Here is a 19,721-nt window from a genome sequence, read left to right as displayed (position 1 = left end):
CCCGGGCGGTGCTGAGGGTGCGGCGGACCCGCCGGTCACCGGGTGGAGGGCGCCTGGAGCGGGTTCGCGTCGGACTCTACGGACGACTTCGCCGTCCCCTGGTCCGACGCGCTGGCGCCGCTCGTCTTCTCAGACGTGGCCGTGCCGTCGGTGGATCCCGTGGTGCCCGCGGCGTCCGACGTGTCCTTGGTGCCCGACGTGTCCTTCGCGCTCGACGTGCCCGTCGTGCCCGTCTCCTTGCTCGTCGACGTGTCGCCCGGCTTCGTGGCCAGCGGCACGTCGTTCAGCAGTGAGTTCGGCACCTGGTTCTCGGTGGACGCCGTGGCCTCGTCGGGCTTCGCCGGGGTCGGCGTGCCGTACACCCGACCGGTCTTCGGGTCGAGGTACACCGGCGTCGAGTTGGCGATCATGCCGAGCGACTGGGCGTTGCGTGCCAGGTTCTGCGGCGAGTCGAGGACCCGGAGCTGCTCGGACAGGGACTGCTGCGTGCGGGACAGGTTCGTCTGCTCGGCGGACAGCGAGTTGAGCGTGTAGGCGCCCTGGCTGAGCACCATGCTGATGCCGAGCTGGGCCAGCAGCAGGATCCCGAGCGCGGCGACGGCCACGACGGCGTACCCGATGCGGGGGCGTGCCCGACGCTGGGCCGCGGTCGGGGTGACCTCGACCAGCTCGGGGCGGCGCTGACGGTCGGGGCGCGGGGCCCGCGACGGGACGACCGCGGGGTCGACGAGTGCGAGGTTCGTGCTCATGTCAGTTCCGGATCCGCTCGGCCGCGCGCAGGCGCACGGGGGTTGCTCGGGGGTTGGCGGCGCGTTCGGCCTCGTCGGCCAGCTCGGCGCCCTTGACGATCAGGGAGAAGGTGGGGGCGTGCTCGGGCAGCTCCACCGGCAGGCCGGCGGGAGCGCTCGACTTCGTGCGCTCCACCAGTGCCCGCTTGACGATGCGGTCCTCGAGGGACTGGTACGACTCGACGACGATCCGACCGCCGACCGCGATGGCGTCGAGCGCCGCCGGGATGGCTCGCTCGAGCACGCTCAGTTCGGCGTTGACCTCGATGCGGAGTGCCTGGAAGACGCGCTTGGCAGGGTGCCCCTGGCGCTGGATGGCGACCGGGGTCGCGTCGTGCAGCACCTGGACCAGGTCGCCGGACATCTCGAACGGCTTCGTTTCCCGCCGCTCGACGATCGCTCGGGCGTAGCGGCCGGCGAGCTTCTCCTCGCCGTAGCGCTGGAAGATGCGGCGGAGTTCGCCCTCGTCGTAGGTGGCCAGGACGTCGGCGGCGGTCTGCCCCTCGGTCCGGTCCATCCGCATGTCGAGCGGGGCGTCCTGGCTGTACGCGAACCCGCGCTCGGCCCGGTCGAGCTGCAGCGAGCTCACGCCGAGGTCGAAGAGCACGCCGTCGACCTTCGTGAAGCCCTCGCCCTCGATCGCGTCGACGATGCCGTCGTACACGGTGTGCACGAGCCGGACTCGGTCGCCGAAGCGGGCCAGGCGCTCCCCCGCGATGCCGAGTGCGTCGGTGTCGCGGTCGAGCCCGATGAGCGTGAGCTCCGGGAAGCGCTCGAGCAGGCCCTCGGAGTGGCCGCCCATGCCGAGCGTGGCGTCGACGACGACCTTGCCCGGGCCCTCGAGCGTCGGCGTGAACAGGTCGACGATGCGCTGGAGCATCACCGGCGTGTGCGGGAAGCGTGGCGTCTCGTTGTCGTTGTCGGCCATGTGCAGCCCCTCGTCTCCTGGGCCGTGGGTCCGGATCCCCATCCATGCGACCTGACACCGGGGAAGTGGCGTCAGGGCTTCACGGCTGGGAGTCCCGATCCGCGGATCAGAAGATCCCCGGGATCACCTCCTCGTCGTTGTCGGCGAATGCCTCTTCGGCTTCGGCGTAGTAGGCCTCCCACGCGGGGGTGGACCAGATCTCGGCACGGTCACCGCTGCCGATGACCGTGAGGTCCCGCTCGAGCCCCGCGTACTCGCGGAGGTTCTGCGGGATCGTCACGCGGTTCTGCTTGTCGGGCTGTTCGGCGCTGGCCCCCGAGAGGAACAGACGCATGTAGTCCCTGGTGCGCTTCGACGTCATCGGGGCGGTCCGGATGCGCTCGTGGAGTTCCTCGAACGTCCGGGCGCTGAAGACCACGACGCAGCGTTCCTGGCCGCGGGTCATCACGAGCCCGCCGGACAGTTCGTCCCGGAACTTGGCGGGGAGGATCACGCGACCCTTCTCGTCGAGCTTCGGGGCATGAGTACCGAGCAGCACGTCGGGCCTCCCCTCCGCTCCACCGGACCGTTGCGAGCCCCACTTTACTCCACTCCCCTCCCCGCGCCCAGGATTCCACTCCCTTTTCGGCCCGCGACACCCCTACTGGGGGCATGCAGACTGGAATGCACTCCGCAGCGATGACCTCGCAGGCCCGGAATCATGCGGTTCGACAGCGCCGAGGGCTGCGTGGAGGAAAGTGGAGGACTTTCGCAGCCGGTGGAGCACGTCAGGGCGCGCCGCGGGATCACGGTCGGCTCCACCACGCCCGGCCGCCGGTCAGCGCACGGTCAAGACGTGCCGCCGCCGCGACGCCGAGTGGTCACGAACCGTCGCTCGCGCGGGCCCCAGCCGACAGTTCCTGCACCCTCGGCATCAACCGCACGGCATGTCGTGACCACTCGCGGGCACGTCCACGCCCGGACGCCGCAACAAGAGCCCCCGCCCCCGGAAACACGAAACGGGGCCGACCCGAAGGTCGACCCCGTGGAGGAGTGTGGAGGGAGTCCTGATGACTCCCGTCAGCTACTGACTCTGGTCGTTGCGCTTGTCCCAGCGCTCGTTCATCCGGTCCATGAAGGACCCGCCGCCACCGGTGGACGGACGCGCCGACCCACCGGATGCGGGCTTGCCCGGCCGAGCGGGCTTCGCCTTCGGGGCACGCATACCCGGGCGAAACGCGAACAGGACACCGGCGAGCATCACGACGAAGCCGAGGATGCCCAACAGCGGCGCCTTGATGACGAGGCCGACGATGACGATGGCGACCCCGGCGAGTGCGCCGAGGACCCCGAGTGTGATGGCTGTGTACGTCGGACGACCCTGTCGACGTGTGACACGAGCCACGAAATCGGAATCGTTCTGGTAGAGGCTGCGCTCCATCTCTTCGAGAAGGCGCTGCTCCTGTTCCGAGAGCGGCATCTTGGTTCCCTCTGTTCCTGGGATCGACGCGGGGTTGAAAAACGCGGGTTGAGTGGACCGATTCTATGCCTCGACCACTCCACTAGGGTAGGGATCGTGGCTGAGAGTACGCGATTAGTGGACCTCGTATCGGCGCGTATCGACCGGGCACTCGACGAGCAGCGTGAACGGCTCCTCGCGATCAGCCCCGACCTCGCGCCGTTCGACCGGTACGCCCGAGACCTGCTGTCCGGCGGCAAGCGCTTCCGGGCACTGTTCTGCTACTGGGGATGGCAGTCGGTGGCGGGCCGTTCGGGCTCGTTCGACCCGCTGGCCGAGGGGTCCCGGCAGACCACCGCCGAGGCGATCGTCACGGTCGCCGCCGCGCTCGAGGTCTTCCACGCCGCCGCCCTGGTGCACGACGACATCATGGACCGCTCGGACACCCGCCGTGGGCGTCCGGCCGCGCACCGCCGCTTCGAGTCCCTGCACGAGGAGTCCGGCTTCGTCGGCGACCGCGGGCAGTACGGCACGAACTCCGCGCTGCTCCTCGGCGACCTGCTGCTCTCGCTGAGCGACTCGGTCTTCGACGAGGGCCTCGCGCTCCTCGACCCGGTGCGGGCCCGCATCGTCCGTCAGGAGTTCCACGCGATGCGCCTCGACGTCACGGCGGGGCAGTACCTCGACGTGCACGAGGAGACCGCCTGGCCGGTCATCGACGAGTCCGAGCACCTGCTCCGTGCCCAGCGCGTCATCGTCTTCAAGTCGGCGAAGTACTCGATCGAGGCCCCGCTGGTCATCGGTGCCCTCGTCGCCGGCGCGAGCGACTCCCAGCTCGAGGGCCTCCGCGCCTTCGGACTCCCCCTCGGCGTGGCGTACCAGCTGCGCGACGACATGCTCGGGGTCTTCGGCGATCCCGAGGTCACCGGCAAGCCGGCCGGCGACGACCTGCGCGAGGGCAAGCGGACCGTCCTCATCGCCTCGGCGCGCAAGACGCTGGCGAGCGGCCCGCGGCAGCTCCTGGACGAGCTCCTCGGAGACCCCGACCTCGACGAGGAGCAGGTGCAGATGCTCCGCGCGACCCTCACCGAGTCGGGCGCCGTGGCCGCCGTGGAGCGGTCGATCGAGCGGCACGTCCAGCGCGCCAAGGCGGCGCTCGACGCCTCGCCGCTGACACCGTCGGCCCGCGAGCAGCTCGCGTCGCTGGCCGACACGGTCAGCCGCCGGACGTCCTAGACGCGTTCCACACAGGGCGCGCCAGGAGGCCCGTGGCGACACCGCCACGGGCCTCCTGTCCGTCCGGAACGCGTCTAGAGCAGCGATTGGGCGACGCGACGCACCTCGGCCTTGCGACCGGCGCGCAGCGCCGCGATCGGCGTGGTGCCCATCGCGTCGTCGACGGTGAGCATCCAGCGCACCGCCTCGTCGTCGGTGAAGCCGTTGTCGCCGAGCACGATCAGCGTGCCACGCAGTTCGGGCATCGGCTCCCCGTCCTCGAGGAACTCGACCGGCACGCGCAGCACACCGCCGACGCGGGCTGCCAGCAGGGTCTTCTGCTCGAAGAGTCGGTGGATCCGTCCGGGGCTCGTGCTGAACATGTCCACCAGCTCGGGGACGGTCAGCCAGCGTTCGGAGAGGGACAGGTCGTCGGCGGGTGCGGCACTCACACGCCCATGGTGCCAGAGTGACCGCCGGAGTGAATGCGCCTCGTTCGTCACATTCGTCACATCCCCCCCATCCGACTCTCTGGTTGACTTGGGAATCAGGCCGTGCCAGCGTTGTGGCACCTGTGAGTGCGCGCATGCGTGCGCACGGCTCAGTCGAGATCAGGAGAAACCCGTGGACCACGCTGCAGACGAAGTCGCCCGGCGCGCACGATCCGCCCGGTTCGCCACCATGCCCATCGTCCTCGCGGGCACGATCGCCGTGACCGCCGGGCTCACCGGCCCGATCGCCCACGCCGAGCCGCGGCACGACGACGCCGACGCGAACCACAAGCGCCACGTCGACCAGGACCGCGCCGTGACCGACCGTCCGGTGTTCGGCACCGCCGTCGCGCGGCCGACGCAGACCGTCGTGCGGACGGTCGCCGCCACCACGACGGCCACCACCACGGCTGTGCCCACGAACTACACGGTCCACCACGGCGACACGGTCTCGGACATCGCCGCCCGCTTCGGCCTGTCGGCGCAGGAGATCCTCGTGCGCAACGGCCTCGGCTGGAACACGATCATCCACCCCGGGCAGACGCTCCACCTGGCATCGACGCCCGCCGTCACCACCGCCGCGGTGCGGACCTCCGGGTCGACCGGCGGCTCCGGCTCGGACACCTCGAGCTACCACGTGAAGCAGGGCGACACCGTCTCCGGCATCGCGTCCCGCGTCGGCGTGTCGACCACGGCGCTCCTCAGCGCGAACAAGCTGTCGCAGCGGAGCGTCATCTACCCGGGGCAGACGCTGCGGGTGCCGCACGGCTCGTCCTCGACGCCGTCGGTCTCCACCGCCTCGGCCCCGTCGACGAAGACGAGCGTGAAGATCAGCGCCGGCGACACCGTGGCCTCGATCGCCGCCGCGCACCACGTCTCCGTCAAGTCGCTCCTGTCGGCGAACGGCCTGTCGTACACGAGCACGATCTACGCCGGCAAGACGCTCGTCATCCCGTCATCGAACGCCACCGCCGCGCCTGCGGTCCCCGCGCGTGCGGCGGTCAGCGGTGCCGTCGGCCTGAGCGCCGAGCAGCGCCAGAACGCGGCGACGATCGTCTCCGTCGGTCGATCGCTGGGCGTCCCCGACCGCGGCATCGTCGTGGCCCTCGCCGCCGCGATGCAGGAGTCGAGCCTCCGGAACCTGCCGCACGGCGACCGCGACTCGGTCGGCCTGTTCCAGCAGCGTCCGAGCCAGGGTTGGGGCAGCGCGGCGAAGCTGCAGGACCCGGCGCACGCCACCGCGCTGTTCTTCGGCGGGCGGAACAACCCGAACGCCGGCAAGACCCGCGGGTTGCTCGACGTGCCCGGCTGGTCCTCGATGAGCATCACCGACGCGGCCCAGGCCGTGCAGCTCTCCGCCTACCCGAAGGCCTACGCCAACTGGGCGAGCGCCGCCCAGGGCTGGCTGGCGACCCTCTGAGCCTCATCCGGAAGATCGAGATTGGGTCACGGGCGGTGCGCCGGTGCGCCCGAGTGCGGTTCCGATTCGTAGAATGCCGCCGATGACCACCAACGCCGCCACGGATCCGATGATCGGTCGCATGATCGATCAGCGGTACCGCGTCCGCTCCCGCATCGCGCGCGGGGGCATGGCGACCGTCTACCTCGCGACCGACGTGCGCCTCGAGCGACGCGTCGCGATCAAGATCATGCACGGGCACCTGGCCGACGACCAGGCCTTCCGTGAGCGCTTCATCCAGGAGGCCCGGTCGGCGGCCCGGTTGTCGCACCCGAACCTGGTGGGCGTCTACGACCAGGGTGCCGAGGGCGAGATCGCCTACATCGTCATGGAGTACATCCCCGGCATCACGCTGCGGGACCTGCTGCAGGAGCACCACGCCCTGACGCCCGAGCAGGCGACCGACATCCTGCGCGCCGTGCTCGCCGGACTCGCCTCGGCCCACCGCGCCGGCATCGTGCACCGCGACCTGAAGCCCGAGAACGTCCTGCTCGCCGACGACGGCCGCATCAAGCTCGGCGACTTCGGCCTGGCCCGTGCCACGACCGCGAACACGGCGACCGGCGCGGCCCTGCTCGGCACGATCGCCTACCTGTCCCCCGAGCTCGTGACCCGCGGCGCCGCCGACTCGCGCAGCGACATCTACGCACTCGGCATCATGCTCTACGAGATGCTCACCGGCGAGCAGCCCTACAAGGGCGAGCAGCCGATGCAGATCGCCTACCAGCACGCCAACGACTCCGTGCCGGCACCGAGTGCCGCCGTGTCCGGGGTGCCGCCGGAGCTCGACGAGCTGGTCGCCTGGTCGACCGCACGGGACCCCGAGGACCGTCCCCGCGACGCCCGCGAGATGCTCGACCACATGTCGGGCAACCAGCAGCGTGCGACCGGCCAGTACCGCACCGCCGTCCTGCGCCCCGAGAACGGGACCGCGATCCTGCCCTCCGGTGGCGCCGGCACGCTCGGCGCCGCAGCGGCCGCAGCATCCGTCGGGGCCGCCGGAGCAGCCGCCGACGAGACCGCCATCATCGACCGGTCCGGCGACCGGGACACCGGCGACCGCGGTCGAGCACCCGCCCGTGCGCGCGGCAACGCCCCGGGCCCCCGTCGGACCGGGGCACAGCCGGGCGTGCTCTCCCCCGCCGGACAGCGGCTCGCCGACCAGTCGGCGAAGCGCCGGAAGCGCGGCTGGATCCTGCTGTCCGTGGTCGTCGTGCTCGCGCTGATCGGAGCCGGCTTCGGCTGGTACTTCGGCCCGGGGCCGGGTGGCAACGTGCGGATCCCGGAAGTCACGGGCAAGTCGGTCTCGCAGGCCCGGCAGCTGCTCGAAGCACAGGGCCTGCAGGCGGCGTCGAAGACCGGGACACGGTTCGACGCCGTCGTCGCGAAGGGGCAGGTCTCCACGACGAAGCCGGCCGCGGAGCGCGAGGTGCAGAAGGGCACGGCGGTGCAGATCGTCGTGTCGAACGGCCCCCGGATGATCCCGCTGCCGGCGATCGTCGGCCAGCCGCTCTCCACCGTGACGGCCGCGCTCGACGACGACTTCGAGCTGCAGGACGACCGGTACGAGTTCTCCGCCGACGCCCCGAAGGACACCGTGGTCGCGGCGACCGGTCGGGTGTCCGGCGGCAAGCCGCTCGACCTCACGACGGTGAAGGCCTACGGCGAGACCGGGCCGGTCACGCTGACCGTCTCGCTCGGCCCCGTGCCCGACGTGGTCGGCAAGACGGTCGACGAGGCCTCCGCCGCACTCGACGACGTCGGACTGATCCTCGGCGCCCGGACCGAGGAGTACAGCGAGAGCGTGCCCGCGGGCCAGATCGTCTCCGCCGCCGTGCAGGACTCCCCCGCCGTGCGCGGGTCGGCGGTGGACGTCGTCGTGTCGAAGGGTCCGACGCCGATCACCGTGCCGGAGGACGGCGTCGTCGGGGCGACGATCAACGAGGCGACGAAGACCCTCGAGGACCTCGGGCTGAAGGTCTCCGTGCCCGACTGCACGAACATCCTCTGCGGCTTCTACGACTGGAAGTCGAAGCTGCCGGTCACCGGCACCGACCCGGGTGCCGGCGCAACGGTCCACCGCGGCGACACGGTCACCCTGTCCTACGACCAGTAGTTCCGCCGGGCAGTTCCCGCGGCCCGGAACGTGTGGACACGACGGACAGGAGGCCCGGTGCCAGCTGGCACCGGGCCTCCTGTCCGGGGGTTCCTGCGTTACGAGCGGTCGGGCTGGTGCGCGCCGAGTTCCTCGGCCACCAGGAAGGCGAGCTCGAGGGACTGCATGTGGTTGAGGCGCGGGTCGCACAGCGACTCGTAGCGGGTGGCGAGCGTGGCCTCGTCGATGTGCTCCGAGCCGCCGAGGCACTCGGTGACGTCGTCACCGGTGAGCTCGACGTGCATGCCACCCGGGTACGTGCCGACCTGGCGGTGCGCCTCGAAGAAGCCGAGGACCTCGTCCACGACGTCGTCGAACCGGCGGGTCTTGTAGCCCGTCGGCGTGGTCAGGCCGTTGCCGTGCATCGGGTCGGTGACCCACAGCGGGTTGGCGTCCATGCCCTTGATCGCCTCGAGCAGCTTGGGCAGCTCGTCGCGGATCTTGCCCGCGCCCATCCGCGTGATGAAGGTCAGGCGACCCGGCTCACGGTTCGGGTCGAGCTTGTCGACGAGCGCCTTCATGTCGTCGACGCTCGTCGTCGGGCCGAGCTTCACGCCGATCGGGTTGCGCACCCGCGACAGGAAGTCCACGTGGGCGCCGTCGATGTCGCGCGTGCGCTCACCGATCCAGATGAAGTGACCGGACGTGTCGTACGCCAGGCCGGAGCGCGAGTCGATGCGGGTCATCGGGCGCTCGTAGTCCATGAGCAGCCCCTCGTGCGAGGCGTAGAACTCGACGTGCTTGAGCGCCTCGAAGTCGGCGCCGCAGGCGTCCATGAAGCGGATCGCGCGGTCGATCTCCTTGGCGAGGTGCTCGTAGCGGGCGTTCGCGGGGTTCGAGGCGAAGCCCTTGTTCCACGAGTGCACCTGCCGCAGGTCGGCGAAGCCCCCCTGCGTGAAGGCCCGGACGAGGTTCAGCGTCGAAGCAGCGGTGTGGTACCCCTGCACCAGGCGGCGCGGGTCGGCCGTCCGGCTCTCCGGCGTGAAGTCGTAGCCGTTCACGATGTCGCCGCGGTAGGCGGGCAGCGTGACGTCGCCCCGGGTCTCGAAGTCGCTCGAGCGGGGCTTGGCGAACTGCCCGGCCATGCGCCCCATCTTGATGACGGGCATCGAGGCGCCGTAGGTCAGCACGACGGCCATCTGCAGGATCGTCTTGACCCGGTCGCGGATGGAGTCGGCGGTGGCACCGGCGAAGGTCTCGGCGCAGTCACCGCCCTGCAGCAGGAAGGCCTTGCCCTGGGCGGCCGCGGCGAGCCGCTCGCGCAGCTTGTCGACCTCGCCCGCGAACACGAGCGGCGGGAGCGTGGCGATCTCGGCCGACGCGGCCTCAGCAGCGGCGGCGTCCGGCCAGGTCGGCTGCTGCTTGATCGGGAGCGTCCGCCAATAGTCGAGCCCCTCGATGACGTCCGGATCCTGCAGGGCGACGAAGTCGGTCGACTCGAACAAGGGCGTTACCTCGGTGTTCTGTGCGGGCGGCCCGCCGACGCGCTAGCGGCACCTGGCCGCGCGTCGCACGATGGGCGTCCTGGCGGGGTGCCGGGACCATCAGAGCCTAACGTGCAGGCGTCGACTTCCGTTCCCGCATGACGGCCTCGCGCGCGGAGCTCGCCCGCTCCTTCACGCTGGTGGCGTAGACGTCCACGTACTCCTGTCGGCTCAGGCCGGCGAGCTCGTGCATGACCTCGTCCGTGACGCTGCGCAGGATGAAGCGGTCGGTCTCGAACCCCTGGAACCGCGAGAAGTCGAGCGGCTTGCCGAACACGACCCCGACGCGCTTGATCTTCGGGAAGCGCTGCCCGATCTGCTGCACCTCGCGCGTGCCGACCATGGCGACGGGGACGACGAGCACGCGCCCCTCGAGGATCATCCGGGCGATGCCGGTGCGGCCGCGGTAGAGCTTGCCGTCGGGGCTGCGGGTGCCCTCGGGGTAGATGCCGAGCTGCTCACCGCGCGCCAGGACCTGCAGGCCGGTGCGCAGCGATGCCTCGGACGCCTTGCCGCCGGAGCGGTCGATCGGCAGCTGGCCGATGGCGTTGAAGAACGTCTTCGTCGCCCAGCCCTTCAGCCCGCGGCCGGTGAAGTAGTCGCTCTTCGCCAGGAACGACAGTCGACGGTCGAGCACCGCCGGCAGGATCACCGAGTCGATGAACGAGATGTGGTTCGACGCGAAGATGACCGGGCCCTTGGCGGGCACGTGCTCGCGGCCGACGACCCACGGCCGGAACAGGGTGAGGATGAGCGGGCCGAGCACGAAGTTCTTCAGCAGCCAGTAGGTCATCGACGACTCCAGGTGGTGAGAAGGTGTTGGCCCGGGTGGGTGGCCCGACCCTACGCCGTGCGGGCGTGGATGCGGGCGAGGTCGGCGGCACCGACGACGCCGGCGTCGTTGACGAGTTCGGCGATCACGAAGTCCGGCTCGGGGTGGTACCCGCGGGCCGGCAGGTTGTTGAGGTACGCCTGCTTGATCGGATCGAGCAGCCGGTCTCCCGCACTGGCGACGCCGCCGCCGAACACGAAGAGCTGCGGGTCGAGCACCGCGGACAGCGACGCGCACGCCTCGCCGAGGTGCCGACCGAGCCGACGGAGGGCCGCGAGGGCACCCGGGTCGTCGGCCAGGATCAGGTCGCCGACGATCTTGCCGTCGAGCTGGCCGCCGTTGTCGGCGCGGGCGTCGGCCAGGGCCGAGCCGATGCCACCGGCGTCGGCGACGTCGTTCGCCATGCGCTGCAGGGCACGACCCGAGCCGTACTGCTCGATGCAGCCGCGGGCACCGCAGCCACAGGGCAGCCCGTTCGGGACGATGCGCAGGTGGCCGATCTCGCCGCCGGTTCCGAAGCCCCCGCGGAACAGGCGGTCCTCGGTCACGATGGCACCGCCGACGCCCGTGCCGATGGTGAGCATCGTCATGTCGGACACGAGCCGACCGGCGCCGAACCGGAACTCGGCCCAGCCAGCGGCGTTCGCGTCGTTGTCCACCGTGATGTGCAGGTCGCCGAGGCGCTGCTGCAGCTTCTGCCGGAGCGGTTCGTTCCGCCACCGGATGTTCGGCGTGTAGTAGACGATCGACTGCGAGGCGTCGATGAACCCGGGGGCGGCGACCCCCACGGCGCCGACCTGGTGGAGCGAGCTGAGTCGCTCGACCATCGAGACGACGTCGTCGAGCATGGCGTTCGGGTCCGCAGCGTTGGTGGCCACGCGGTCCTCGGCGACGATCTCGCCGAGTTCCGTCACGACCGCACCCGCGATCTTGGTGCCCCCGATGTCGATTCCGATGGCGTGCACGAGCAACGAGCCTACCGGTTCGCCGCGAAGTCACGGAACGCCCGGTGACGCGTCCTATGCTGGCGGTGTCGCCTCGGTGTTGAGGCGCACTCGAGTCGAACCGGCAGACAAGGGAGTCACCGTGAACGATCAGCGTCCTGCACGCAGCAGCGCCTCCACCGACACGTCCACCGCTGGCAGCGCCGCCACCGGGACCACGCCGTCGGCCGGCAGGCACGCCACACCGCCCGGCGCCGGCCCGGCCGCTCCGGCCCAGGGCCGCCCGGTCTCCGCGGGCCACGGCGGTCCCGTCGCCCCGGACCACGGCTCGGCGGCGCGGCTCCTCGGCGACCGCGTCCGGCTGACGCCCGACCGTCCGATCCTGGCCCAGCGCCACGGCGACACCTGGACGACCTTCACCGCGGCCCAGACGCTCGCCCGGGTGCGCGGCATCGCGAAGGGCTTCGTCGCCGCCGGGCTCGAACCGGGCGCGCACGTCGCGATCCTGTCGCGCACGCGGCTCGAGTGGACCCTGGTCGACTTCGCCGTGTGGACAGCCGGCCTGGTTTCCGTGCCCGTGTACGAGACGAGCTCCCCCGACCAGGTGCGCTGGATCCTGTCCGACTCCGAGTCGGTCGCGATCGTCGTCGAACAAGAGGAGCACGCGCGCCGCGTCGCCTCCATCGCACCCGACCTGCCCTCCCTGGGCCAGCACTGGACGATCGACGGCGGCGGCCTCGACGACCTGACCCGGCTCGGCGAGGACGTCACCGACGACGAACTCGATGCCCGGACCGCGAACGTGCACGGCCACGACGACGCCACGATCATCTACACCTCGGGCAGCACCGGTCGGCCGAAGGGCTGCGTCCTGCGGCACGACAACTTCACCGCCACGGTGGAGGGCGCGAGCGAGGCGATGCCCGAGGTCGTCGCCGACGGCGCCTCGACCCTGCTGTTCATCCCGCTCGCCCACGTCTTCGCCAGGTTCATCGCCGCGATGTCGGTGTCCGCCGGCGTCCTCGTCGGCCACGAGCCGGACACCAAGGACCTGATGCGCGCGGTGTCGACCTTCAAGCCGACGTTCCTGCTCGCGGTCCCCCGGGTGTTCGAGAAGATCTACAACTCAGCGGAGCAGAAGGCCGACCTCGGTGGCAAGGGCAGGATCTTCCGCGCGGCCGCAGACACCGCGGTCGCCCACTCCGAGGCCCTCGCAGCCGGCAGGGTGCCGTTCCTGCTCGGCCTGAAGTTCAAGCTGTTCGACCGGCTCGTGTACGCCAAGCTCCGCGACGCCCTCGGCGGCCGGGTCGGGTACGCCGTCAGCGGTTCGGCACCCCTCTCCCCGCGGCTCTCGCACTTCTTCCGCTCGATCGGAGTGCTCATCCTCGAGGGCTACGGCCTGACCGAGACCACGGCACCCGCCACGGTCAACCGCGCCCGCGAACTCCGCATCGGGACCGTCGGCCGCGCGCTGCCCGGCATCGAGGTCCGGATCGCCGACGACGGCGAGATCCTGATCCGCGGCGTCGACGTCTTCGACCGGTACTGGCGGAACGACGAGGCGACCGAGCACGCCTTCGCCGACGGCTGGTTCCGGACCGGTGACCTCGGCCGGCTCGACGCCGACGGGGTCCTCACGGTCACCGGACGCGCCAAGGAGCTCATCGTCACCGCGAGCGGCAAGAACGTCGCCCCGGCACCGCTCGAGGACGGCATCCGCGAGCACCCGCTCATCGGCCAGGTCGTGGTCGTCGGTGAGGGCAAGCCGTTCGTCGCCGCGCTCGTGACGCTCGACCGCGAGATGCTGCCCGGCTGGTGCGAGTCCCGCGGGATCACCCCGGCACTGAGCGGGCACGAGGCCGCGTACGACGAGCGCGTGCTCTCCGCCGTCCAGGAGGCCATCGACGCCGCCAACGGCCGGGTCTCCCGCGCCGAGTCGGTCCGGTCGTTCACGATCCTCGACACGGACCTGACCGAGGCCTCCGGGCACCTCACGCCGAAGCTGACGATCAAGCGGTCGGTGATCCTGAAGGACTTCGCCGCGGACATCGACCACATCTACTCCGGGTCGAAGGTGCAGACGACGGCGACCCCGGTGATCGAGGGTCGGCGGCGCAACCGCGCGTAGCCGCCTGGTCGTTCCGGGCGTACCGGGTTGATTCGGGCGTACCAGGTCGGTTCTTCCGACCAGGTACGCCCGATTCCGGCAGGTGCGCGCGGGTGTGGACGCAACAGCCTGGAGGCCCGGATCACGTCCGTCGGACGCGATCCGGGCCTCCAGGCCGTTCAGCGGGCGCCGGGGGCGCCTGCGGGGCTCAGGCCTCCTGCGACTGCTCCGTCGCGGGGGCGTCGAGGACGGCGGTCGAACCGGTCGCGACGGTGGTCTCGGCAGGTCGACGGTTGGTGCGGGTGCGGTGCGAGCTGAGCTCGTCGTTCTGACTGGTCATGCGGGAGTCCTGGGGGGGATGGGATGGTCGTCGGTGGGAGGCCGACAGCAGCACGGTACCTCCTCGTCAGGACAAAGCGACAATCCCCCGTGGGGGTGTCACACCACTGTTCACAGCCCGCGAACCCGGGCCTGTGCAAGCGCTCAGTGGAACCAGGCCTGCGCACGGATGTCGCGCAGGGCCTGACGGCGGACCTCGGGGTCGAGCGTCATCACGTAGACGGTTCCGTCGAGGTGGTCGCACTCGTGCTGGAGCGCCTCGGCCATCAGGCCGGTGCCCTCCAGGACGACCTCGTCGCCGTCGACGTCGACGCCGCGGACCTTCGCGTACGGGTACCGACGGGTCGGGTAGCCGAGCCCCGGGACGGAGAGGCACCCTTCCTCCATGAGCTCGGGCTGCCCGGAGACCTCGACGATCTCGGGGTTGAGGACGTAGCCGACCTCGCCGTCCACGTTGTACGAGAACGCACGGAGCCCGACGCCGATCTGGGGCGCGGCCACTCCGGCACGACCGGGTTCCTTGACGGTGTCGATGAGGTCCTGCACGAGGTCACGGACCCCGGCGCTCCCGAGCAGTTCGGGGCGGATCGGGTCGGCCGGCGAACGGAGGACGGGGTCGCCGAACAGGCGGATGGGACGAACGGTCAATTTACTGCAGCACCACCAGGAGGTCGCCGGCGTCCACCTGCTGGGTCACCGGGATCGCGAGTCGGCCGACGGTGCCCGCCACGGGCGCCGTGATGGCCGCTTCCATCTTCATCGCCTCGATGCTCGCCACCGGCGTACCGGCCTCGACGACGTCACCGACGGCGACCTTGAGCGTCACCACGCCGGAGAACGGCGCGGCCACGTGCTTGGGGTCGGACGCGTCGGCCTTCTCGGCCGCCTTCGTCTCGACCTCGACCGAACGGTCGCGGACGGCGACCGGGCGGAGTTGCCCGTTCATCGTCGCCATGACCGTGCGGATGCCCTTGGCGTCCACCTCGCCGATCGCCTCGAGCCCGACGAACAGGTCGACGCCCTTGCCGAGCGGGACGCTGTGCTCCTGCCCGGGTCGCAGCCCGTACAGGTAGTCGACGGTCGGCACGACGGACAGGTCGCCGTACTGCTCCCGCACGCGCTGGAACTGCTGCGTCGGCTGCGGGAAGAGCAGGCGGTTGAGGGCCTGCTGGCGCTCGGGTCCGGGGGTCTCGAGGTGCGCGCGTTCGTCCGCGGGCACCGGGGTGATCTCGAGTCGGACGTCGCGACCGGCCAGGACCTTCGAGCGGAACGGCTCGGGCCAGCCGCCGGGCAGGTCGCCCAGCTCGCCGGCCATGAACCCGACCACGGAGTCCGGAATGTCGTACTTGTCGGGGTTCTGCTCGAAGTCGACCGGGTCGGCACCGACCGCGGCGAGCTGCAGCGCGAGGTCGCCGACGACCTTCGACGACGGCGTGACCTTGGTCGGCCGACCGAGGATCCGGTTCGCCTCGGCGTACCAGTCCTCGACCTGCTCGAACCGGTCGCCGAGCCCGAGGGCGATCGCCTGCTGCCGGAGGTTCGACAGCTGACCACCGGGGATCTCGTGCTTGTAGACACGCCCGGTCGGCCCGGCGAGCCCGGACTCGAACGGGGCGTACACGCGACGGACCGATTCCCAGTACGGCTCGAGGTCCCCGACGGCGTCGAGGGACAGGCCGGTGTCGCGCTCGGTGTGGGCCAGGGCTGCGACCAGGGCGGACATGCTCGGCTGGCTGGTCGTGCCGGCCATGGGTGCGGCGGCCACGTCGACGGCGTCGGCCCCGGCGCGCGAGGCGGCGAGCAGGGTCGCGAGCTGACCGCCGGCGGTGTCGTGGGTGTGCACGTGCACCGGCTGGTCGAAGCGCTCGCGCAGGGCGGTGACGAGCTTCTCGGCCGCACCGGCACGGAGCAGCCCCGCCATGTCCTTGATGCCGATGACGTGCGCGCCGGCCTCGACCATCTGCTCCGCCAGGCGGAGGTAGTAGTCGAGCGTGTAGAGGTCCTCGGCGGGGTCGAGGAGGTCGGCGGTGTAGCAGAGCGCCGCCTCGGCGACGGCCGTGCCGGTCGCGAGCACGGCCTCCAGGGCGGGACGCAGCTGGCTGACGTCGTTCAGCGCGTCGAACACGCGGAAGACGTCGACGCCCGACCGAGCCGCCTCGTCGACGAAGGCGTCGGTGACCTCGGTCGGGTACGGCGTGTACCCGACGGTGTTACGGCCGCGCAGCAGCATCTGGATCGGGATGTTCGGCATGGCTTCGCGCAGCGAGGACAGGCGCTCCCAAGGATCTTCACCGAGGAACCGGAGTGCGACGTCGTAGGTGGCACCACCCCAGGCCTCGACGCTGAGCAGCTGCGGAGTGAGCCGTGCGACGTGCGGTGCGACGGCGACGAGGTCCTTCGTGCGGACCCGGGTGGCGAGGAGCGACTGGTGGGCGTCCCGCATCGTCGTCTCGGTCACGGCGAGGGCCGTCTGGGCGCGCAGGGCCTTCGACCACTCGGCCGGCCCCATCGCCAGCAGGCGGTCGCGCTGCCCCTCGGGCACCGGCGCAGTCAGGTCGGTGGCCGGGAGCTTGTCGGCCGGGTCGGTGACCAGCGGCGACCGCTCACCGTTCGGCTTGTTCACCGTGACGTCGGCGAGCCAGGTGAGCACCTTCGTGCCGCGGTCCTTCGAGACGTGGCCGCCGAAGAGCTGCGGGCGTTCCTCGATGAACTTCGTCGAGACGTCGCCGCGGGCGAAGTCCGGGTCCTCGAGCACGGCCTGCAGGAACGGGATGTTCGTGCTGACGCCGCGGATGCGGAACTCGGCGAGGGCACGCTTGGCCCGGGACACCGCCGCCGGGAAGTCGCGGCCGCGGCACGTCATCTTCGCGAGCATCGAGTCGAAGTGCGGGCTGATCTGCGCGCCGGTGGCGACCGTGCCGCCGTCGAGCCGGACGCCCGCGCCGCCGGGGCTGCGGTAGGTGCTGATCCGGCCGGTGTCCGGACGGAAGCCCTGCGTCGGGTCCTCGGTCGTGATGCGGGTCTGCAGCGCGGCGCCGTGCACGGCGACGGTGTCCTGCGACAGGCCGAGGCCGGCGAGGGTCTCCCCCGCGGCGATGCGCATCTGCGACTGCACCAGGTCGACGTCGGTGACCTCTTCGGTGACCGTGTGCTCGACCTGGATGCGCGGGTTCATCTCGATGAAGACGTGCTGCCCCTCACGCTCACCCTCGGTGTCGAGCAGGAACTCCACGGTGCCGGCGTTGACGTACCCGATCGACCGGGCGAAGGCCACGGCGTCGCGGTGCAGTGCCTGCGCGACCGCGGGGTCGAGGTTCGGCGCCGGCGCGATCTCGACGACCTTCTGGTTGCGCCGCTGGACCGAGCAGTCCCGCTCGAACAGGTGGATCGTGCCCGCGTCGGTGCCGGTCGCGTCGGCGAGGATCTGCACCTCGATGTGGCGCGGACGGATGACGGCCTGCTCGAGGAACATCGTCGGGTCGCCGAACGCACTGTCGGCCTCGCGCATGGCCGCTTCGAGGGCGTCGCGCAGCTCGGGCTTCGTCTCCACACGGCGCATGCCACGGCCACCACCACCGGCGACGGCCTTGGCGAAGACCGGGAACCCGATCGCATCGGCGCCGGCGATCAGTTCGTCGATGTCGCGGCTCGCCGGGGTGCTCGCGAGGACCGGGACGCCGGCCGCGATCGCGTGCTCCTTCGCGGTGACCTTGTTGCCGGCCATCTCGAGCACGTGCTCGCCCGGACCGATGAAGGTGATGCCGTTCGCGGCTGCTGCCGCGGCGAGCTCCGGGTTCTCGGACAGGAACCCGTACCCCGGGTAGATCGCGTCGGCCCCCGACTCGCGGGCGACGCGGATGATCTCGGAGACGTCCAGGTACGCCCGGACCGGATGGCCCCGCTCCCCGATCAGGTAGGCCTCGTCGGCCTTGAGACGATGCAGGGAGTTCCGGTCTTCGTACGGGTAGACGGCGACCGTACGGGCCCCCAACTCGTACGCGGCACGGAACGCGCGGATGGCGATCTCGCCACGGTTCGCAACGAGGATCTTCGTGAACACGACGTCCCTTTCAGCCCGGGTTGAGGTGAGACAACCCTAGTGGCGGTAACGTTGCTCAACGTGCATGTACTCAGCGTGAGCTCCCTCAAGGGTGGTGTCGGCAAGACGACGGTGACGCTCGGCCTGACCTCGGCCGCGTTCGCCAAGGGACTGCGCACGCTGGTGGTGGATCTGGACCCGCAGTCCGACGTCTCCACGGGCCTCGACATCAACCTCGCCGGCCACCTCAACGTCGCCGACGTCCTCGAGAACCCGAAGGAGAAGATCGTCCGTCAGGCGATCGCCCCCTCGGGCTGGACGAAGGGGTCGCAGGGCAAGATCGACGTCATGGTCGGGTCGCCCTCCGCCATCAACTTCGACGGGCCGCACCCGTCGATCCGCGACATCTGGAAGCTCGAAGAGGCCCTGGCCAACGTCGAGCAGGACTACGAACTCGTCCTCATCGACTGCGCGCCGTCGCTGAACGCCCTGACGCGCACCGCGTGGGCCGCGTCCGATCGCGTCACCGTCGTCACCGAGCCCGGCCTGTTCTCCGTCGCCGCCGCCGATCGTGCGTTGCGCGCCATCGAGGAGATCCGCCGTGGGCTCTCCCCGCGCCTGCAGCCCCTCGGCATCATCGTGAACCGTGCCCGCGTGCAGTCGCTCGAGCACCAGTTCCGCATCAAGGAGCTCCGCGACATGTTCGGCCCGCTCGTGCTCTCCCCACAGCTGCCGGAGCGCACGTCGCTGCAGCAGGCGCAGGGTGCGGCGAAGCCGCTGCACGTGTGGCCCGGCGAGTCCGCGCAGGAGATGGCGAAGAACTTCGACCAGCTGCTCGAGCGCATCATGCGCACCGGCAAGATCGGTCCGTACGCCGAGGGTGGCGCCGCGTAGGTCGGTGCTCGTGCGGTCGCGGCGCGGTCGCATGACATGCCGCTCACGTCGCCCGAAAGGTCGCCAACTGTCAGCCGGCAGCGTCGCAGGCAACAGTTCGTGACCACTCGGCGACGCGCAGGCGGCGATTTGTGACTACGCGGCGACTGCCGAGAGGCCCACCCCGGCCTCGCTCGACACGCCCCGCTCGATACGCCCGGCTCCGGCTCGCCCAGTGGTCACAACGCACCGCTCACATCCGCCGAGTGCTCACCAACTGTCGGCCGACAACGTCGCAGCCGACAGTTCGTGACCACTCGGCGACGCGCAGGCGACGGGTCACGACCACGCGGCGACTGCCGGGAGGCCCACCCCGGCCTCGCTCGACACGCCCGGCTCCGGCTCGCCCAACGGTCACAACGCACCGCGCGCATCCGCCGAGTGCTCACCAACTGTCAGCCGGCAGCGTCGCATGCGACAGTTCGTGACCACACGGCGAGACGCAGGCGGCAGGTCGTGACCACGCGGCGACTGCCGGGAGGCTTATCCCGGCCCCGCTCGACACGCCCGGCTCCGGCCCGCCCAACGGTCACAACGCACCGCTCACGTCCTCCGAGAGGTCACCAACT

The 19,721-nt window shown here is 70.9% G+C and carries 16 protein-coding genes; 5 read left to right on the top strand and 11 right to left on the bottom strand.

Annotation, left to right across the window (positions count from 1 at the left end):
* Positions 1-35 precede the first annotated feature (35 nt).
* The 4 genes from DEJ35_RS13650 to DEJ35_RS13635 all read right to left on the bottom strand — a co-directional run bounded on the left by DEJ35_RS13650 (position 36) and on the right by DEJ35_RS13635 (position 3,175).
* Complete coding sequence (locus DEJ35_RS13650) at positions 36-749, bottom strand: hypothetical protein (protein WP_111192947.1); 714 nt, start codon at positions 747-749, stop codon at positions 36-38.
* A gap of 1 nt (position 750) precedes the next feature.
* Positions 751-1,716, bottom strand: a complete 966-nt coding sequence (gene rsmH / locus DEJ35_RS13645; protein WP_110860137.1) for a 16S rRNA (cytosine(1402)-N(4))-methyltransferase RsmH — start codon at positions 1,714-1,716, stop codon at positions 751-753.
* Positions 1,717-1,822: 106 nt separating this feature from the next.
* Positions 1,823-2,254: a division/cell wall cluster transcriptional repressor MraZ gene (mraZ, locus tag DEJ35_RS13640; protein ID WP_017886616.1), complete on the bottom strand. Its 432-nt coding sequence runs from the start codon at positions 2,252-2,254 to the stop codon at positions 1,823-1,825.
* A gap of 525 nt (positions 2,255-2,779) precedes the next feature.
* Complete coding sequence (locus DEJ35_RS13635) at positions 2,780-3,175, bottom strand: DUF3040 domain-containing protein (RefSeq protein ID WP_111192946.1); 396 nt, start codon at positions 3,173-3,175, stop codon at positions 2,780-2,782.
* A gap of 96 nt (positions 3,176-3,271) precedes the next feature.
* On the opposite strand from DEJ35_RS13635, the gene DEJ35_RS13630 reads away from it, so the two are divergent.
* Positions 3,272-4,390 (top strand): polyprenyl synthetase family protein, encoded by a 1,119-nt coding sequence (locus DEJ35_RS13630; protein WP_111192945.1) that lies wholly within the window; start codon positions 3,272-3,274, stop codon positions 4,388-4,390.
* 74 nt (positions 4,391-4,464) lie between these two features.
* On the opposite strand, the gene DEJ35_RS13625 is transcribed toward DEJ35_RS13630, so the two are convergent.
* Complete coding sequence (locus tag DEJ35_RS13625) at positions 4,465-4,821, bottom strand: Rv2175c family DNA-binding protein (protein ID WP_173033316.1); 357 nt, start codon at positions 4,819-4,821, stop codon at positions 4,465-4,467.
* Positions 4,822-4,993: 172 nt separating this feature from the next.
* Here DEJ35_RS13625 and DEJ35_RS13620 point away from each other — a divergent pair, with 172 nt between their 5' ends.
* Both DEJ35_RS13620 and pknB read left to right on the top strand, forming a co-directional pair.
* Positions 4,994-6,280, top strand: coding sequence for a LysM peptidoglycan-binding domain-containing protein (locus DEJ35_RS13620; protein WP_258378491.1), 1,287 nt, complete (start codon positions 4,994-4,996; stop codon positions 6,278-6,280).
* 82 nt (positions 6,281-6,362) lie between these two features.
* The gene (gene pknB / locus DEJ35_RS13615; RefSeq protein WP_111192960.1) at positions 6,363-8,435 is read left to right on the top strand and encodes a Stk1 family PASTA domain-containing Ser/Thr kinase; all 2,073 of its coding nucleotides are present in this window, start codon (positions 6,363-6,365) and stop codon (positions 8,433-8,435) included.
* 98 nt (positions 8,436-8,533) lie between these two features.
* Here pknB and DEJ35_RS13610 read toward each other — a convergent pair whose 3' ends face one another.
* From DEJ35_RS13610 to DEJ35_RS13600, 3 genes are all read right to left on the bottom strand, one after another.
* Positions 8,534-9,919 (bottom strand): class II 3-deoxy-7-phosphoheptulonate synthase, encoded by a 1,386-nt coding sequence (locus DEJ35_RS13610; RefSeq protein ID WP_110860131.1) that lies wholly within the window; start codon positions 9,917-9,919, stop codon positions 8,534-8,536.
* 106 nt (positions 9,920-10,025) lie between these two features.
* On the bottom strand, positions 10,026-10,751 hold the full coding sequence (locus DEJ35_RS13605; protein WP_027465236.1) for a 1-acyl-sn-glycerol-3-phosphate acyltransferase: 726 nt from the start codon (positions 10,749-10,751) through the stop codon (positions 10,026-10,028).
* Positions 10,752-10,801: 50 nt separating this feature from the next.
* Positions 10,802-11,755, bottom strand: coding sequence for an ROK family glucokinase (locus DEJ35_RS13600; RefSeq protein ID WP_017886608.1), 954 nt, complete (start codon positions 11,753-11,755; stop codon positions 10,802-10,804).
* 121 nt (positions 11,756-11,876) lie between these two features.
* Here DEJ35_RS13600 and DEJ35_RS13595 point away from each other — a divergent pair, with 121 nt between their 5' ends.
* On the top strand, positions 11,877-13,862 hold the full coding sequence (locus tag DEJ35_RS13595; RefSeq protein WP_111091077.1) for a long-chain fatty acid--CoA ligase: 1,986 nt from the start codon (positions 11,877-11,879) through the stop codon (positions 13,860-13,862).
* A gap of 187 nt (positions 13,863-14,049) precedes the next feature.
* On the opposite strand, the gene DEJ35_RS17600 is transcribed toward DEJ35_RS13595, so the two are convergent.
* From DEJ35_RS17600 to DEJ35_RS13585, 3 genes are all read right to left on the bottom strand, one after another.
* On the bottom strand, positions 14,050-14,181 hold the full coding sequence (locus DEJ35_RS17600; RefSeq protein ID WP_258369867.1) for a hypothetical protein: 132 nt from the start codon (positions 14,179-14,181) through the stop codon (positions 14,050-14,052).
* 143 nt (positions 14,182-14,324) lie between these two features.
* On the bottom strand, positions 14,325-14,828 hold the full coding sequence (locus DEJ35_RS13590; protein ID WP_110860127.1) for a peptide deformylase: 504 nt from the start codon (positions 14,826-14,828) through the stop codon (positions 14,325-14,327).
* Position 14,829: 1 nt separating this feature from the next.
* Positions 14,830-18,240, bottom strand: coding sequence for a pyruvate carboxylase (locus DEJ35_RS13585; protein WP_110860125.1), 3,411 nt, complete (start codon positions 18,238-18,240; stop codon positions 14,830-14,832).
* A gap of 60 nt (positions 18,241-18,300) precedes the next feature.
* Between DEJ35_RS13585 and DEJ35_RS13580 the strand changes: the two genes are divergently transcribed.
* Complete coding sequence (locus DEJ35_RS13580) at positions 18,301-19,113, top strand: ParA family protein (RefSeq protein ID WP_027465232.1); 813 nt, start codon at positions 18,301-18,303, stop codon at positions 19,111-19,113.
* Positions 19,114-19,721 lie beyond the last annotated feature (608 nt).

Origin of the sequence: Curtobacterium sp. MCPF17_051, assembly GCF_003234595.1 — a bacterium.
GTDB classification, from domain to species: Bacteria; Actinomycetota; Actinomycetes; order Actinomycetales; family Microbacteriaceae; genus Curtobacterium; species Curtobacterium flaccumfaciens.
The sequence above is the reverse complement of the archived record's forward strand: the minus strand, read 5'-3'. Positions and strand labels throughout refer to the sequence as shown.